General features: G+C 53.4%; 15 protein-coding genes. 2 read left to right on the top strand and 13 right to left on the bottom strand.

Annotated elements, in window-relative coordinates; translation table 11 throughout:
- The first annotated feature begins 194 nt into the window (after window positions 1-194).
- A complete protein-coding gene (locus Q31a_RS29880; RefSeq protein WP_197356075.1) occupies window positions 195-353 on the top strand; it encodes a hypothetical protein in 159 nt (52 codons plus the stop codon).
- A 151-nt stretch (window positions 354-504) separates the two neighbouring features.
- On the opposite strand, the gene Q31a_RS02510 is transcribed toward Q31a_RS29880, so the two are convergent.
- From Q31a_RS02510 to Q31a_RS29885, 9 genes are all read right to left on the bottom strand, one after another.
- Window positions 505-981: a hypothetical protein gene (locus Q31a_RS02510; protein ID WP_145073508.1), complete on the bottom strand. Its 477-nt coding sequence runs from the start codon at window positions 979-981 to the stop codon at window positions 505-507.
- 275 nt (window positions 982-1,256) lie between these two features.
- On the bottom strand, window positions 1,257-2,465 hold the full coding sequence (locus tag Q31a_RS02515) for an IS91 family transposase (RefSeq protein ID WP_145073511.1): 1,209 nt from the start codon (window positions 2,463-2,465) through the stop codon (window positions 1,257-1,259).
- Between the two features lie 130 nt (window positions 2,466-2,595).
- A complete protein-coding gene (locus Q31a_RS02520) occupies window positions 2,596-3,126 on the bottom strand; it encodes a hypothetical protein (protein ID WP_145073514.1) in 531 nt (176 codons plus the stop codon).
- 153 nt (window positions 3,127-3,279) lie between these two features.
- Window positions 3,280-3,549, bottom strand: a complete 270-nt coding sequence (locus tag Q31a_RS02525) for a hypothetical protein (RefSeq protein ID WP_145073517.1) — start codon at window positions 3,547-3,549, stop codon at window positions 3,280-3,282.
- A gap of 184 nt (window positions 3,550-3,733) precedes the next feature.
- On the bottom strand, window positions 3,734-4,186 hold the full coding sequence (locus Q31a_RS02530) for a hypothetical protein (RefSeq protein ID WP_145073520.1): 453 nt from the start codon (window positions 4,184-4,186) through the stop codon (window positions 3,734-3,736).
- A 188-nt stretch (window positions 4,187-4,374) separates the two neighbouring features.
- Window positions 4,375-4,806, bottom strand: a complete 432-nt coding sequence (locus Q31a_RS02535) for a VOC family protein (RefSeq protein ID WP_145073523.1) — start codon at window positions 4,804-4,806, stop codon at window positions 4,375-4,377.
- A 164-nt stretch (window positions 4,807-4,970) separates the two neighbouring features.
- Window positions 4,971-6,467, bottom strand: coding sequence for a TlpA family protein disulfide reductase (locus Q31a_RS02540; RefSeq protein WP_145073526.1), 1,497 nt, complete (start codon window positions 6,465-6,467; stop codon window positions 4,971-4,973).
- A 185-nt stretch (window positions 6,468-6,652) separates the two neighbouring features.
- Entirely contained in the window at window positions 6,653-6,916 is a 264-nt protein-coding gene (locus tag Q31a_RS02545; protein ID WP_145073529.1) for a hypothetical protein, read from the bottom strand.
- 143 nt (window positions 6,917-7,059) lie between these two features.
- Window positions 7,060-7,449 (bottom strand): hypothetical protein, encoded by a 390-nt coding sequence (locus Q31a_RS29885; RefSeq protein ID WP_197356076.1) that lies wholly within the window; start codon window positions 7,447-7,449, stop codon window positions 7,060-7,062.
- 154 nt (window positions 7,450-7,603) lie between these two features.
- On the opposite strand from Q31a_RS29885, the gene Q31a_RS02550 reads away from it, so the two are divergent.
- Window positions 7,604-8,926, top strand: a complete 1,323-nt coding sequence (locus tag Q31a_RS02550) for an IS110 family RNA-guided transposase (protein WP_231691039.1) — start codon at window positions 7,604-7,606, stop codon at window positions 8,924-8,926.
- 901 nt (window positions 8,927-9,827) lie between these two features.
- Here Q31a_RS02550 and Q31a_RS02555 read toward each other — a convergent pair.
- The 4 genes from Q31a_RS02555 to Q31a_RS02570 all read right to left on the bottom strand — a co-directional run bounded on the left by Q31a_RS02555 (window position 9,828) and on the right by Q31a_RS02570 (window position 16,252).
- A complete protein-coding gene (locus Q31a_RS02555; protein ID WP_145073532.1) occupies window positions 9,828-12,746 on the bottom strand; it encodes a thioredoxin family protein in 2,919 nt (972 codons plus the stop codon).
- Window positions 12,747-13,141: 395 nt separating this feature from the next.
- Entirely contained in the window at window positions 13,142-14,371 is a 1,230-nt protein-coding gene (locus tag Q31a_RS02560) for an IS91 family transposase (RefSeq protein ID WP_197355562.1), read from the bottom strand.
- Between the two features lie 2 nt (window positions 14,372-14,373).
- Window positions 14,374-15,309, bottom strand: a complete 936-nt coding sequence (locus tag Q31a_RS02565) for a tyrosine-type recombinase/integrase (protein WP_145073538.1) — start codon at window positions 15,307-15,309, stop codon at window positions 14,374-14,376.
- A gap of 457 nt (window positions 15,310-15,766) precedes the next feature.
- Window positions 15,767-16,252 carry a hypothetical protein gene (locus Q31a_RS02570; RefSeq protein ID WP_145073541.1) on the bottom strand — a complete coding sequence of 162 codons (486 nt, stop codon included), beginning with the start codon at window positions 16,250-16,252 and terminating at the stop codon, window positions 15,767-15,769.
- Window positions 16,253-16,373: the final 121 nt, after the last annotated feature.

The following is a 16,373-nucleotide window of genomic DNA, read 5'->3' on the forward strand; positions in this document are numbered from 1 at the left end:
CGTTGTGCAAAGTGAAGCGGCCACCGGAACTGCCGTGCAACACTTTGTTCTCGGTTCTGAATTGTTGGGGCCAGGAGCTTGGATGCACCAACATCAGTATAGCAAAGGTGGCTTATGATCGCACAGGACTGCCTGGAATTGCATGTACCTGCTTGGCGAGTGTGGCGTTCTAACGAGCGAGATCCCCTGACCGAATGACCCAGCGTCGAGCTGGATTCTCCATCGCTTCCATCCAGCTGGACTACCGCGAAGCGAGTGCATTCATGCGTTTCCCAATGTTGCATCTATTGCCCAACGATCTACTCGTCAGCCTGGGCTGTCAAGTCCGTCTGGCAATGCGTTTTCACGTCTAGACTTCGTTCCCCTCCGTGGCCACTGGGCAACCGAAATAGGATCAATACCCGAGCATCTAAGTGCATCCGAGAACGTTACCCGTCACCGAGGACGGACGATTGATTTTCCATTTGTGAAACCGCGCAAGCCGTCCTTCGGTGCACGGGATGGTTACCCGTCGCCTTGGATTGCGAACAGTGGAACAAGTGAGCTGAACAACTTCAGCGGAAATTCTGTTGCGATATCTCGAGGACCGTTCCAGTGCACAAGCAGCAGGTTATTACCCCCAATCCGAGCATAAGCACGCGCCATCCAAATTCGGTCAGCACCGATCGTCAACACGGATTGGATACAAGCGACGCCATGGAAGTCAACGTCAATCGCCGGTTCGTAAGATTCAGACGAAACCTCGGAACGGGGGCGAACACATCTGTCCGTGAAATCACGCAGTTCACGTTCGAGTGAATCTTTGCTGGCAGTTGCCGACTGTCGGAGCGGAAAAAGTCCAGCCAGAACGTCAGTCTCGTGATGCGTTACGCAGATCGTACAATCGTCGTCCATCAGTTCATGCGTCGCGTTTGGCGGGATGCAGAATGATGCTACGCGTGGATATTCGACGGTCAACCAATTGGCGTGAGCGTTGGTCATGGATGTGAATTCAAACGGTCTTCAGTCGGGTAAACGCTTGCAATCACCTCGCCGCCGGGGTTCAATTTTTAGCACTCAGGACTCGATCGGCGGCTGGGGTGCATTGCTTTGTTGAAGTGGGCTGCCGCGTCACGAGTGGCTTAGGAGGTTACCAAGTTTTTCGGTAGCAGGTCAGCCGACAATTAGAGCAGTGTAGCACCTTTGGTTTTGCCAGTGCGCACCGCTAGCCCTACAATTAGAGAGTATTTTTGAATCCAGTGTCAAGGTGCGAGGCATCATGCAGGGGTACCAACCAAGGTAGAAGAGGGCTGTAGTAGTGGCGGCGGACTTCGGGCTGAACGCCAGTAGGGACGCGATTCACGTTCGATGATCAGCTGCTTCCCGCATATCGGGCAACAGTTGAGGCTCGGGTCGAGCCCCAGTTGTTCCAGCAATTCAGTCATGCCTACAGGACCACTGGACAGGTCCGGAGGAGTTGAGCCTAACGCAGTGAAGGCTTCAGCCAGATGGCTATGCTGGTTGCCGGCATACAATCCATAGCCGCGGACCGTCTGCATCCTACGCGGTGGCATATGCTCCAGGAAGCGGTGCAGGAATTCGGTGGTGTCCAGAGGCATCACTCCTTGCCGCGTGCGATCAGCGTTGGCCTTAGCTGATACGCGGTAGCGAAACCGCACTTTTCCCTCAGTGCACGAGATGAGCCGATGGCTCCCAATCGGCCCGCCCCGCAAGTACCGAGCCAGGTAGCGTGCTACGCCCTGTCCATGCTTGTAGCGATCAAATACTTTGACGTTCCAGGGGACCCGTCCCAAACGATTGAGTTGACCAATCCAGTAACTGGCCGTTGTCGTGGGTGGGATCTCCAGCTTGCCTTGCTGGATCGCCCGCATCGTAAACTCTCGGAACTTGCCGCGGAAGACGATCATCACGACCTTCCGTGGCAGCAAGCAGTTCTTAATAGCAGGCTTCCAATGATTGCTGGAATCGAGCCCCCCGGCGGTAACCAGTACATGTAGATGCACGTGCGCGGCCAGTGTTTGACTCCAAGTGTGCAGTGCGGCGAGCAATCCGACTCGGGCCCCACAGTACTTGGGATCGGCTAGGAGTTCTCTCAACGTTTGGGATGCGGCAGCAAACAAGATACTTGCCAAGGTCTTTTTGTTGTATCGCCACAGGTCTAGCAGTTCATGTGGTATCGTGAATACGACGTGATGATGCGGGCAAGGGAGCAAGCGGGTGTCCCATCGCAGCATCCAACGCTCGCGTTCCAGTCCGCTGCAGACTTTGCAGCACCTGTGTCTACACGAGTTGTAAGCGATAGAGGAGACGTGACCATCTGGGCAACGTGTGACGTGAATACCCAGTTTCGAGGTGCGGCAATCACGCAAGCGAACGCCCGCCCTCCACATGTCTCTAGAGAGAGGTCGCGTCGCTTTAAGTGCGGCGAAGTGCTCTTGAAAAAGGCCTTGAATTGTGATGCCCATTGAATCACACTTTACAATTGAGTGCGCCGAAGCTTCCCCCAGGCCAGTTCAACGCCTGCCGTAACCGGGCACGAACGGAAGGCTTTGATTTCAGTTGCCGCGTGATTGAGTGCTCCGGTACACGGCTTGGTTATTTGGCTGCAGCGGGGAGACGTTCGACCCACCAAACGCACTCTACTGGAATCACAAGCATACCGTAATTCACGGCGTCGTACATCTCATTTGGCACCCAGCCATAGAGACGGGTTAGTTTGTCTGTCGGTTCGTACGCAAACCACGAATCCCACCCGGGAATATCGCAGTCGTTGAAAAACCCGCGTGATGGCTCTGTGGCCGCAGCACACGAATCTGTGTCGAAGTCCGTGCAGTAAACGCGACCGAGCTTGAGGCAAGCATCAAGTTCAGGAAGAGCGAGTCCTGTTGCTTCGATGATCTGTTGGCGTTGTTTGCAGATGAAACTAACGGCGGTCGGTAACAGTTCTTGGTGATCGTGGATGGCATAGAGTTGCGTAAGTGGGGCATCACTGGCAACCAACTCGGGGCGAAGTGCCGCAGTACGCATCGTGAATCCAGCACTCAGTTGTTGCGTACACCACGCGGCAGTTTGGCGAAGATGTAACGATGTGCGCTCATCCATGTCTTTGCCAAATAACGTTGGCATTCACGCCGTTCCGGGACGTGACAGATTGTGTAAAGTTGAGCCGCCTCCGGAACTGGCGTGCAATGCGTGGTTCCTCGACATTCGGACCCGCCATGCGTATTTGGAGTAGTCGATTTTCAAGTCGTCAGTTAGCGTGCGATGGTTCGGAAAACGTCACTGGAAGCCGCCGTTAATATACATTATGGGGATGTGTGCAAGGGAAGCCAACATCAGTGCGAATAACGTGTTGCTAGCGAGTGCTCGCTCCCAGATCCAATTCGTTCGTGGGACCGAAATTGTTAGAACGACGGAGAGGATTGGAGCAAATAGAGCGAATGCATACCACCAGGCGGTCAGTTCAATTCCGTTGACATCAAACGCATTGCGACGAGCAACCCATACGCCAAACGGATTGGCCGCGGTAAGAAAGACGCCAAAGAACATTGTTGTAGTCCATCGAATCGTCGCGTCAGGAGAGGGATACATTAGATGATCCGCGTAGGATCTGTTGGTGTTACTGAGCCGAGGAACGATTGCGTTGACTGCGGTCGCCGGGCTACGGTGGTTTGTAAAGTATGACTGGCTCGGCGACTCCAGTCCAACGCGTGGTTCTGCCGATTGCTGTGTATTATCTGGAAACTTTGTTAGTCTCGAAGCGGACGGTTGTGTATTTAACCGTTCTTGTCTTTTGCTCAGGCACCATATTAGTAACAACGTAGTCTACGATCTTTTCCCGCTGCTCAGGTACGTGCCGCGCGACAGTATACTCCTTTTTCTCGCCAGTCTCTGGATCAAATTTTGACCGGATCTCTCGAACCAAAGTCATTTGCGTGTAGCTAACCGTTTTGGAATGCTGTTCGCGAACGGGACGCATAACAAGGTAGTTAACGTCCATCGAATGTGTTTCACGTATCGGACGTGTGACATTGTAAGTCCTGCCCTGGTCTCCATCTGGATCTGACGTTCTGGCGAGCGTGGTCGCATTTGGTTCTGATGTGGTTCGATTACACCAGCCCACAATCGCCAATGCTAGTATCGACATTGCAGTTATTGAGAAGGCAGCTCTAAGTTTCAGTTTCATCCTAGCACTCCGTATGTGAATAGTTGATCACTTCTTGGTTAGATCGTCATTTCGGGTCGTTATCCATTAAAGCCATTCGCGTCGGATCGTCGCATCTTGGAAGGCAGAACGGCACGGATCACGCGGTCGCCGCGCAAGATCCTCAACTTCAAAAACGACGACTCGGCGACTCGTCGTGCATCCGATTGTTATTTGGCGTCTTCTGTGTTGCCAGTACGGTCTGTCTTGCGGTATTCGCCCACGATCTTCGCTTCACGGTTTACTGGCGTTACCAATTCAACAGTGTGGCCATCGAGATCCTTGACGACAGCACGGCGTCCCCATTCGGTGTCAGTTGGTTCCGTGACAATTGCAGCATCGATCTCACGAAGCAGATCAATGACGCCGTTAACATCGTCAACGTTAAACCCAATTCGCGTGTTGGTTGTGACGTCATTGACGTCTCGTTGTGGGTAGATTTCAAACACGAACCCACAAATGTCTGACGCAAAATGTTCCGGTCCTTTGCCGTGCGAATGTCGATCAAACAGCATGCCCATCTGCTGGTAGAATCTCACCGCACGATCGATGTCTGGCGATCGAATCACGAGTAAGTTTGCGACGGGCGGTGCAGCGAACATTCTTCATCCAAATAACGGCCGCCGTAACCGGGGACGGCAGTTTGATCTATCCATTTGTAATCGCGCGATGCCGTCCTCCGGTTCACGGCATGGTTCGCCGCGGTATCTCATTACAGGATGGTGTCAGCAAAGCCGGTCGACTGCACATAGCTTAGTCTACCCAACTATTCATTGCTCAACGCGCCAATCTGGTGCGAAGTCACTGCACCCGATCCATCAATTGCCACAATCGTCGGATATCCCGTGACGCGATACCGCTCGAATACTTCGCCGAATCCGGTTTCATCGCTGGGAATGAACGCGGGGCAGTCAAGGTTATAAAGATCTAACTTCTTCTCCACATCAGAGATTGAATCTGACGCAGCAAAAACAAGAATCAACTGATCGGTCGATGTGTCTTGTAGCTTAGAGAACAACGCTAGCATATTCCCGCAGGGCGCACAGGCGGTATATCCGAATCCCAAAAGCAGCGAGCGTTTGCCTCGCAGCTCGTTGATCGAAAGTGGCTCGCTGTTGAGCCATGTTCCTCTCCCTAGTTCCGGAGCAACTCTACCGATCAGTTCACGCGAACGTCGTACAGTCGATGCGTCGCGATCATGGCTCTCTCTGGCTTCCGCGTAAATCTTCGCTAATTCTTCCTCAGTACGGTTTGGGTCCGATGTGAACACCACTGGATACTTTTCTCGCAAATCACATACTTTCACACCCGGTTCCATCTTCATTTGAAAGACCGAATCATCTGGGACGTCGTCAATGTTCAGCGAAATAACGGTCGTTCGGTCCGTCCACTCAAGCCCCTCTTTTCCATAGCGCATACGTATACTAGCCATAGGCCAAAAAATGCCGTCCGTCACTTCGCGATGTTGATCAAATTGTTCCCAGTCGTTTCGCGAGTATCTCCCGTACAACTTATAGTCTTCGCGACCAACGATCCAATGATGATGCGCATCCCGCAACACAACACAATCGCGTTCAGCAAAACAAGTCTTCCCAACAAGAGTGGGTGGTGTCTGTTGCCAGTCCAGCCCGTCGTATGAGGCGGTAGCATCGTAGAACCAGATTGCGGGTGTTCCCACTTGAGGAAACCAAGCGAGCTTTGACATGGCTCCGCTCACGTCCGACTTAAGGTAGTAGTTCGGATCTTGCGTGGTGCCGTAGTCAACGTATCGAGTAAGCGAGTTCCCATCCCACGCTTCGGTTTGTATTCCAAACGCGTTGCTGCGGCTGACACAAACAAGTCGTGACTCATCGAACGTCAAGGATTGGTGTATTTTCCATTCGCGCGCAAGTGTTGGAAACGTTGTCTCGTCGACCAGCAAATCGGGGAAACTTGCCTTCTCTTCCGCGATGTCGCGTTCGTATCTTGCATCGCTTTTTGTGACAGTCACGCTGTATTCGAAACGGCCAAGTGGCAACGATTTGAACCAATGGTGTGTTCTCACGAGTGCATCGATGATGTCTTGCAGTTCGTGTGAGGAAATGTCAGCTTCCGAAACGTTGGGGATCTGTGACGAAAGCTTGGGTCCGGTGCCACTGTCTGTCGACGGAATTCGGTCGTGGAATATGAAAGCGAGCAAAAGCAGCCCGACTACCAACACAATTGGCAGTCGAAAGCGTTTGATATTCGTTGGACTGCCTGAAATCGATTTGTGTTCATCCACTGCATTCGACTCGCATTTATTCGGCGAACGTTTGGGTTTTGCGGGCCGGAACAGTTAATTTACCATTGCTGAACGCTCGCAGGCCCGGCTCCGTAACAACCCTTGGTTCCCCGCCGTGTTCGATCGAGCATGGACGCCGGGTCGCTAACCGTATCGAGCAGGGCCAAGTGCCAACGAGTATACCATCAGAACAAAGCGTCCGGCGAAACGTCAGGCATCATTTCGGCAACGAGCATCGCAATTTCAGCGTTCATTTTACGATGAAGCTTCCACCGACGGATCAGCCCGCTCGCGTTCCACTCGTCGGCAAATTTGGCCTCGATGATGAGGCGTGCGTCCGATTCCACGGCGGAAACTAAACGGTCGTACCCATCAGCGACAAACCCAGATTTACGGCCGGTGTCCGATGACGCAGCGAGTGCACGAGTTAGGAAGCGTTGTCGAAGCATGTCACGTAACACTGCAGAGTGCATTTCAGTAGGGGAACGCTTACGATCACCTCGCCGCGACGAGAGATCGACCACTTCCTAAAACCTCATTTCGCGGCTGAGGTGGATCGTTTCGTTATCCGCCAGTATACCGCAGGGCCTTGCTATCGACGAAAGGGCGTGAGCGCCAAAAGCAAAACACCTGGAGCACCTAAAATACACCATATCGGAACAAAGAAGAAGCTGCCGCCTGTTCGCGGTGAGAATAGCGCAACCGCGACAGTTGCATGCCGTGAGCGGGTCCGAACCAGAACATCCAAAAGCGAAAAAACGACCGAATCAATGATCATCAATACTAATCCAGCCAACTGTTTATCGGCGACGTTCAGTTTCGACGCCAATTCAATCGCGCCCCAAAGCCCGAAGGCCGCAAGCAAGCATAGTAGAGCCCCAAATAGATTGAATCCCCAGGAGTATATTCCAAGGCTAAGTTCGGCAAGTCTGCCACGCCATGCACTGCTGTTAGGCGCCTGTGGTGGATCGTATGGATTCACGAGTTTTCAGTCGGATAAAGAATCCATGTAAGTCCTGGGTTTGGGGCGGGAGCCGTTCGAATAAAATCTGGTGACTCAGCCCCGTGATCTCGGGTTGCCGGAAGCAACCACTGTCACAAATGTGCCAACCCCAAACCCAAAGGACACATGGACTATGAAGATTCTCGCTCTTGACTTCGGCAAATTCAATACGATGTGCTGTTTCTTTGATACAAAAACTCGCAAACACTCCTTCCTCAACGCCACTACCGACCGCAACTACCTCTCGACTGTCTTCAAAAAGCATAAGATCGACTTGGTGGTCATGGAGGCGTGTGGTCCGTCAGGCTGGATCAACGATCTAGCTGAGTCTTTGGGCCTCCAAACGTTCGTCTGCTCGACCAACGAAGAGGCTTGGAAGTGGTCCAACGTTAAACGCAAAACGGACAAGGATGATGCGCTCAAGCTGGCGCGTATGGCTACCATGAGTGAACTCAAGCCGGTTCACATGCCCTCGGAAGCGCATCGTGAGTTTCGCTCTCTGGTTAAGTACCGTAAAACACTCGACTGGCGGATCAACAAGATCAAATGCACCATTCGCGCGTGGTTCGTCAACCACGGCATCTCGATCGACAGGGGGGACAAAGCTTGGCACACCGGACGCGCATTGATCAACTCGTATCGCAAACCACTTACGGAGTGCTCCGCGAAAGAGTTGTGGAAAGGTGAGCTCGATCTTGAATTAACGCAGCTCGATTCTCTATCCACACAACTTGACGGGGTCGTCAAGAAACTCGAAGCGATCGGCAAGGCCGATCCTCGCATCGTACGACTGCGCACGATTCCCGGCGTTGGACCACGCACGGCTGAAATCCTGGTTGCCTGCATCGACGATCCGCACCGCTTTGAGAACGGACGCCAAGTGTCGGCCTACTTCGGCTTGGTACCTCGGCAATTTCAATCTGGTGAAACCGATCGCAACGGCCGCATCACCAAGCGGGGCAACCCGCTGGCTCGGACCATTCTTGTCGAGTGCGCTTGGGCCTCGCTGCGATACAATCCGTGGGCCAAGGGAGTCTACGATCGCATCTGCGGTAAGCAGAAGACACGCAAGAAGAAGGCGGGGGTGGCGTTGGCTCGCAAAATCGCGGTGATTGCTTGGGCCATGCTCCGCGATGAAAAGGACTGGGATCCGGTCACCATGATTCGCACTACCAAGTCGTTCGATGGAACGCTTCCCTTGGATGAGGAGACGTTTCGAACGATGCCTCCTAAGGAGAACTCGGACCAACGAAAAAGCCGCCTTCGCAGGGAAGCCCGCGAAGCCGAAGAGCTCACGCGGCGTTGCGCCGCCAAGGCGTCGCCCACGACAAAGTCAGCCAGAAAATCCAAGTCGAAGCCCACGCAGGTTGGTAAGTCGACGAAACAGCAGTCTGCCAAGTCGCAGGCGAAATCAATCACCACGCCGAGAAGTCCCATTGGCTCAAAGTCGAAATAAGCCACCACGAAAACCGCCAAACCACGGCGAGCAAGAAAGCCAGTATCCCCTGCCTGATGAGCGTACCCATTAGCACACTAACATCGACAGAACGAATCGGCCTTGCTCGCCCTTTTACCCCATCGCTACGAGGGACAACCTGTATCCGCTGACTGATGCATTGACATCGGCAGAACGAATCGGCACCTCGTAGCCTTTTGACACGTCACTAGTTGAACAGACTCATTCAATACCGATACCAACAGAGTTCACAGGAGCCCTTTCGCCGAACACGAGAACACTTGACAAGGACAAGACCAACCCAAACGTGCTGAGCACCGACACCAATTGACCACTGACTGATTCCCATGGATCGATCGCGCAGGATCGTCGGAACGTCAGACACGTCGCCCTAAAGAATGTGCCACACCAACGGAAGGTAGCTTGCTGCTCACCGAAGCCTCCAGGCAAGCTGCAGCCAACACGGACTCACCATCGACAACGATGCTTTGAACCGTGCATGGATAACTGAGGGAACGCGACCTGCTCCAAGTGAGCAGGAGCAGAAGTGTGAAACGCGTTCGCACCTCGAATAGTCGTTTAATCAAACATCCTTGACAAGCAAATTGTGCACCGGCCGAAGCGATACTCCTTCGAAGCTCTCTAACGAAGGCAACTTCCAAGTGGCTAAACCACGTCATGACATGACTGAATAACAGAATTCAAAAAAAGTGGCGACCGTCACTTGCCAAACCCAGGACTTCATAGTCGTTTGCAATCACCCGGTCGCGACGAGAGATCATCCATTGCCAAAATGCCCGACTTCGCGACTCGGTTGCATTGCTTGGTTCTGTTTTCTTTTCGTTGCGCACTCGTGCTAAACTTGAGCTGCCGTGCGAAGCCGACGACAAGTTTCACACCCCTAGTCTTGCAAGGAATCGAGTAACGCTTGAATTTCCTGCGGATTGATATTGGAGCATACTTCGTCCAGCATCGTCTTAAAATGCCGCTTTCCTTCCAGTCCAGACATAAAGCCGATATTGCCCAGTGGACCATAGCTGTCAGTGACAGACTTTTCATTCGCATTGAAGATGGCGTGGAAGGGGACTCCGACCGATCGGCCCTTCGTCAATCGCTCGGCAATTGCCTGGCCGTTTAGGTCACGAAAATCGTCAATTTTTAAGAGAATAAAGTCCTTTTCGAGAATCTCGCGCTGATCGTCGATCCACCTGCTTAGCATGAAGCAAGGACCGCAGTATCGTTGGCCTGTGCGGACCCAAACGAGTTTGTTCTGTTCTTTCGCTTGCTGAAAGGCCTTGTTCCATTTCGCTTCGGCGTCCTGTTGGGATGGCACATGCCGTTCGACGAATTCGTAAGCGGTATCTGCGGCATCGGAAGCCTCTGGATCGATGCGAATTCGCCCCAGCTGCTTTCCCTCGATGTCGTAAGCACACGCGAAGACCCCTTGCGTAGCTTTAGGCCAATCGAATCCATCGACGAAGGCCATGTTGTTCCCTGCCGACAATTCTTTGACGTCGACCTGCAGTTGCATGTAGCTGGCGACTGCCTTGTGCTCGGAGTAATTGAGCAGATGCTTATTGATGAACTCCCGCTTCGACTCTTCCGATTTGTCATAGACGATTACCATTAAATGGTAGCTGCCAAGACGACAGTCACGATGCATCGACGCAAAACGCTGCGCTAGTGGCAGCGGGTCGTCGCGACTCGTGGATGTACCGATCTTCGTGACCCGACTGCGCAGGTCGTCATCAGGCAAATAGTAAACCTCGTCGACGGATTCAAAGCGATTCGGTTCATTGTCCAACGTGTTCGTCCCCAGCAGGATTCTGGTCTGGCAGGGTAGACCATCGAATCGGTAGTTTCCCTCCGAGTCGGTTTGAGTCTCAATTCGCGGTACGTAAAAGGTCGTCGGGTAAGCGGTTCCAAATTCTCGTTCGTCTTCAATCTTAATCGAGGCCCAGACCTTATGATCAGCAACTGGATTTCCGCCTTGGTCGGTAATTCGCCCGGAAAAGCTCTTGGTGGGATGGAGTTGGATCCGCGCGGGTTTGGAGAACTCCTTGATCACCAAAGTACCGATGAAGCGTCTATCTGGCGAGTATGAAATGGCCCCAAGTTTCGCTGCTTTCGTTTTGATTCGGAAGCTTCCGTTTTCGTCTGTCTCTAATTGGAATTCATCGCCAGATTCACCATCAATCGCTTTGATGTGCACAATTGCACTGGCGATTTGCTGCTGATCCTCTTTCCACGGAACGATCCTGCCGGTGACTTCGACCGCCTCATCTACCTTCCGATGCAACTGAATCTCGTTGCTTTCCCCGCGTCGCACGTCGATGCTTTGCGTTGCTCGCCAGTCGGTTAGGTATACACTGGCTTCAAGCTTTTCTTCCGGTGCCAGCATCTCGATGACGCCTTCGTCATTCGCAAAGGTGCTCCCGTTTCTGCCGAGCGAGCCGGATCGCGTTTGACCATCCTCAAGCCAAGTGAAACTGTGGTCGGAAGCAATGTTGACCCACGCCCCCGAAATTGGCTTGAGATCGCTTCCCTGGGTCAAGGTAATGCGAACCGGAATGCCGTACGACAGAAACAGCTCCGGAGAATTTCGCTGCCCAGTCTTCGAATCAAAGGGAATCAAGTCTACCGCGTTCGCAACCCACTTGTCGTCTTCCAAAAACACGGCATACGTTGCGTCGGGGAGTACGTCTGCGGAAAATTTTCCATCCGCATCGGAAAAGCTGTAGACAAAATCAACCCTGCCCTCCTGTTCAGCCTGAAAGCTTCCCAACTTGACACTGAACCCACCTGCGAATTTGCCATCTCCAATTACGTGGCCAGTTAACTTCTTGCGTTCGACAGCACGATTCGCAATAACTTCGAGCTTGTCTTTACCGCGCTGGCTAGATTCTATGACCCAACGATTGTCCAATATTTCAGCATAGCAATGGGCATCCTCAATGTCCGGGTACCAGGCGACGGTGGCGATGCCGTCTTGATTCGTTGCAAGCTTGTAGTCGTCGGGTGTACCAAGGTAGTTAGAATCAGGTGGGGGCGTAGCCGCCTGAAAACCGAGTTCGACTCCGGCGATCGGCTGCCCTTTTGCGTCTTTCAAGTGGACTTCAAACGGTCGGCACCGGTACATCGAGATGACATGCGAATCGGCTCGCGGGTCGCGAACGGGCGTCCGTGAGAATTGATATCCGCCGATAATTGGCTGTTGCGACCAGGCGGTGAGTTGCACGAGTTTCTCTTCGTCAAGCAGTTTCAACTTCGCAAGTCCGTTTGCGTTGGTCTCCAATTGCAACGTTGCACCATTGAAAAGTTTGGCCCGGACCGTCGAATTGACAACTTCGTTCCCATCATATTCCACACGGACTTTCACCTGTCGTTTTGGAAGTTGGACCTTCAGATTGAGGCCGCTAACCACGAGTTCTCTGAGCTGTTGCCGAAGAATCGTTCGTGTGCAACGTGCCCCATCGCGGCACGTCGCACTCACGGTGATGCTATACCAAGGGTACTTATTGACTGGTAGCCAAATCTGGAATCTCTTGCCATCGACTTGCGGTTCGAATGATTCGAAAACCTGATCGTTGTATTTGATCTGAATCTGGACTTCAGCCCCATCGACGTTTCCGCCGTCACTGCGGGTGACGTCCCCTGACAGACGAAGCTCAAGTTGTTCACCGCGCCCACGTATCCAATCAGGAACGTCTTCTGTAGGAAGCCCTTGTGCTGCGGCCAGAGCAGCCGAGGCACCCACCAGGATGAATAGACAAATCAGAATCGAGGGAACGAGTTGTTTCGGAGAGATCATGGAGGCCATGGCGGTACTCACGTCTTGAAAACAGAACGAATAGCAATCTATCCCAACTGGGAGCGCAGCGAGCACGGAGGGATAGATTGTCCAACGAATAGCAATCTATCCCAACTGGGAGCGCAGCGAGCACGGAGGGATAGATTGTCCGTTGAGCTGAGACGCTTCGCTCGACGGGTCCTATGCGGATAGTATTGAGCTGGCGTCTGATGAGAGTCAGTTTAGCCTAGTCAGAGATGGCTTGGCAAGCAGTTTGTTGAGCTGCCGGGCAGTCGCGTAGAGAATCTGACGTCAGTTGGGGACTGTTTCGTCGGTGAACTGTGACCAGCGGGCAGCGGTTGGCCGTCAATGCGTATGCATCGGAGCAGGATACTGTAACGATGTCGTAGCGTAGGGGCACTAGTCTAACTCTCGAACCAAGAGTGATGGTTGGGGCCATAGAATAGGTCCCGCCAGCTCGGACGACGAGTCTCGGAGAGGAGTTGCATGGGTTGTTGGCATTTGGCACAACAACGCTCTGTCGGAATGTCCTGCGTCTCTGTGATTGCGTCGTTGACTTGAGGATCGCATTGTTCCGTCACGGCGAGCGGATGGAGCTGCTTGCACAAGGCGATGAAGGCCGTGCGGCGAGCACTGCTGTAGCCTCCGAAGCAACGTGACTTGGTAAAACCCTTGGGAAGAATGTGGAGTGACCAACATCGAATGAACTCAACTCCAGAGAGTTTCTCTGAAACTTGACTAGCCGAGCTGTGTTTGTCCTTGTTGCGAGCCATGAACGTGACGATGTCGTTATCGCAGCTCACCAAGCGTCGATCCGAGATGGGGCCACCAGTCATGTATCTGGCCAAGTACTTCAAGACGTGCTCCGGAGACGACTTGGACGTCGGTGGTCGCTCGATGAAGACACACCAGTCGTGTGCGAGGAGAGTGTCAGTGAATTTGGCCCAAGCCAGCGGCTCTTGAAGTCCCGCCAATTCTTCTTCAAGATCCAGCTTGCCGCGACGGTGCAGCGATTTTAGTTTACGTAGGAAACGTTCGCTGAATTCTCGACTGAGTTCCTTGTTGTCCACCAACGTTGGCTTGGCGGGTGAGTTCCCCGTGGGCTTGGTTTGCCGACACTCGATCCAACGCCGTCCGTCCAGTGATGGGCCGCTGCCGGGAACGAGGAGGTGCACGTGAGGATGGTGCCCCAGCCGTTGATTCCAAGTATGCAAGACCATCATGGCAGAGGCCTGCATGCCAAGCTTGGTTTCAATACACTCCTTGAGCGCCTCCCAAGCAGTATGCATCAAGGTACGATAGAGTTTGCGACGATTACCGAGTATCAGCGGAGATAGTTTGTCTGGCAACGTGAAGACAACTTGGAAGTAAGTTACGTCTGGCAACAGTAGCTCAGCGGCTCTATCGAGCCAGTCGGCGCGCCGAGCCCCACTACACTGCGGGCAGTGCCGGTCGGCGCACGAGTTGTAGAGCGAGATCTTGGTCTGGCACTGATTGCAAGCATAGGTGCGACCTCCCATGGCTGCGGTGCGGCAGAAGCCGATCCTCGCTAGTGTGCTTTCGACTTGTCGTGAGAGACTCGGTCGATACTTGCTGATGAAGTCAGCCGTGTACCGCTTGAGTATGCTGGCCACACTCAGATCGGATCGCTCGCGGGCGTCGAGCTGGGGCTGGGAGCTTGCAGCGACGGGTCGATCCAGCGCGGGCACTGCCGGGCCGGGAGCCAGTCGATCGGGCTGGGGGTCGATCCCAAGTGCTCTCGCCGACAGTGTAAATAGATCATCGTTGTTGTAAAGCTGCTGTGCCCGAGCAGCTTGCTGATCGCCATCAGATCGACGCCTGCTTCCAAAAGTCCGGTCGCAAAAGAATGTCTCAGAGTATGTGGAGTAACGATCTTCTTGATGTGCGCCTGTGCGGCGGCCATCTTGCAAGTCTTCTGAATGGTTGCTCCGGAAAGTGGCACATCGTTGGTCTTGCCCGGAAAGATGTACTGGTTCGGCTTGTTGATCTTCCAGTACTCTCGTAGTTCGGCCAAGAGCCTTGGTGAGAGCGGTACGTAGCGATCCTTGCGCCCCTTGGCTTGAATGATCCGCAGTTGCATCCGCTCGGAGTCGATGTCCGGGAGCTTTAGGTTGGTTGCTTCGCTGAGCCTTAGCCCGGCCGAGTAGAGAGTCAGTAGGACCGCTCGATGTTTGGGAACTGTTACACACTCGATCAGCCTGTGTACTTCTTCCTGCCCCAGCACAACGGGTAACTTCTTAGGCCGGTTGCCGAACGGAATCATTTTCACGACCCACGGCCTGGGGAGCGTGAAGGTGTAGAGAAACCGTAGGCCACAAACAGCTTGATTAAACGAACTCCACGAACATTTTTTCACTTGGATCATCCACAGTTGGAATTCGCGAATCTCTTCGGGGCCCAGATCCTCGGGGAGTTTTCCGAAGTGCTTGGAAAAACGCCCAACGTGGAAGGTGTAGGAATCGATGGTTCTAATTGCCATGTTGCGGAGCAACATGTCCTCGGCCATACGTTTAATGGATGCAAGAGTATGCTTGCGAAAAGAGCTGGGCATTGCGCTGAAGCCTTACTGAAAACGGGAAGTCAAACTTGCCGCAGAAATGCGACATTAATCCCCAGCATGATTGGGGTTTCAGAAAGCGCAAGTCGGATAATCGTTAAATTCGGAACGGGGGGAGGCAGCTCACTTACCTCGCTCATGCCACTCAGTCGTACTCGTCGGAGTGGCCATGCAATCGCACCGTCACCGCTGGGACTGGCCGAAGTCAACACGCGGCCGAGCAGGCAAAGCCATCGAGCTAGGCGACTGTAGCCGGTGCAGAGCCATCGCAATGCAAAGCACCGCACCAGCAAGAGGCGAGAAGTAGCTCGCGTGAGATACGCAGAAGAAGTCTGCTTAGAGTTACGAGAAAATTGAAAGTGAAGCGGTTTAGTTCAACGGCGGACATCACGGGGCGCGGAGGGTTGACTATCCATTGCGAAAAACGCCGCAAGCCGTGCTCCCGTGCATGTCATGGTTCCCCGCGTTTTGGAGTTCGCCGATCAATCCAAGATGAGATCGTCGGGAGACCGTAGACGCGAGTGTGGGAGTATGCCCAGTCGTAGTCGTCTGGCATCGTGACGCTGGGCATTCGTCTGGTGGAAGGATACCAGAAGTTTCCGTCAGGTTCTCGCAATCCACAGCACAGTGTGGCGAGCATGCAGTCATCACGAGTGGTGTCGGTCGCGACAGAGAATTTTGCGGGAGCCATACCGCACCCATCCGGGGCATCAAGAAAATCAAGCCGAAAGCAGAGATCGATAGAGCCACCAAGCACGATATTTGCGGTCTCAAGTAACAGCCCATCCGATGTGATGCACTCTCCATTCGTGTGCCGGCTCACCACGTCGCTGAATAGTTCGTCAGCCGCGCGAATAAAATCGGAATCTGAGCGAAAGTCGTCTATGAGCGTAGTGTTCCATTTGCCGCAGGCACTGGCAGAGTCGTAGCGACGCAAGCGGTCATTCAACGACCGAAAGACAAAGTCAAATTTGAGATTGAACGCAGAGTCTCCGATTCAGTCGGGGAACAACATAGTTATCCCCGAACAGCTTCGGGGGTATTAGGTAAATTACCCA

The sequence above is a fragment of the Aureliella helgolandensis genome (genome assembly GCF_007752135.1).
In the GTDB taxonomy this organism is placed as follows: Bacteria; Planctomycetota; Planctomycetia; order Pirellulales; family Pirellulaceae; genus Aureliella; species Aureliella helgolandensis.

Coding starts and splice junctions, on each gene's coding strand:
- Q31a_RS02550 (WP_231691039.1), top strand. CDS start 7,604: ATGAAGATTCTCGCTCTTGACTTCGGCAAATTCAATACGATGTGCTGT.
- Q31a_RS02545 (WP_145073529.1), bottom strand. CDS start 6,916: ATGCTTCGACAACGCTTCCTAACTCGTGCACTCGCTGCGTCATCGGAC.
- Q31a_RS02565 (WP_145073538.1), bottom strand. CDS start 15,309: ATGCCCAGCTCTTTTCGCAAGCATACTCTTGCATCCATTAAACGTATG.
- Q31a_RS02515 (WP_145073511.1), bottom strand. CDS start 2,465: ATGGGCATCACAATTCAAGGCCTTTTTCAAGAGCACTTCGCCGCACTT.
- Q31a_RS02535 (WP_145073523.1), bottom strand. CDS start 4,806: ATGTTCGCTGCACCGCCCGTCGCAAACTTACTCGTGATTCGATCGCCA.
- Q31a_RS02510 (WP_145073508.1), bottom strand. CDS start 981: ATGACCAACGCTCACGCCAATTGGTTGACCGTCGAATATCCACGCGTA.
- Q31a_RS02525 (WP_145073517.1), bottom strand. CDS start 3,549: ATGTTCTTTGGCGTCTTTCTTACCGCGGCCAATCCGTTTGGCGTATGG.
- Q31a_RS02530 (WP_145073520.1), bottom strand. CDS start 4,186: ATGAAACTGAAACTTAGAGCTGCCTTCTCAATAACTGCAATGTCGATA.
- Q31a_RS29880 (WP_197356075.1), top strand. CDS start 195: ATGACCCAGCGTCGAGCTGGATTCTCCATCGCTTCCATCCAGCTGGAC.
- Q31a_RS02555 (WP_145073532.1), bottom strand. CDS start 12,746: ATGGCCTCCATGATCTCTCCGAAACAACTCGTTCCCTCGATTCTGATT.
- Q31a_RS02520 (WP_145073514.1), bottom strand. CDS start 3,126: ATGCCAACGTTATTTGGCAAAGACATGGATGAGCGCACATCGTTACAT.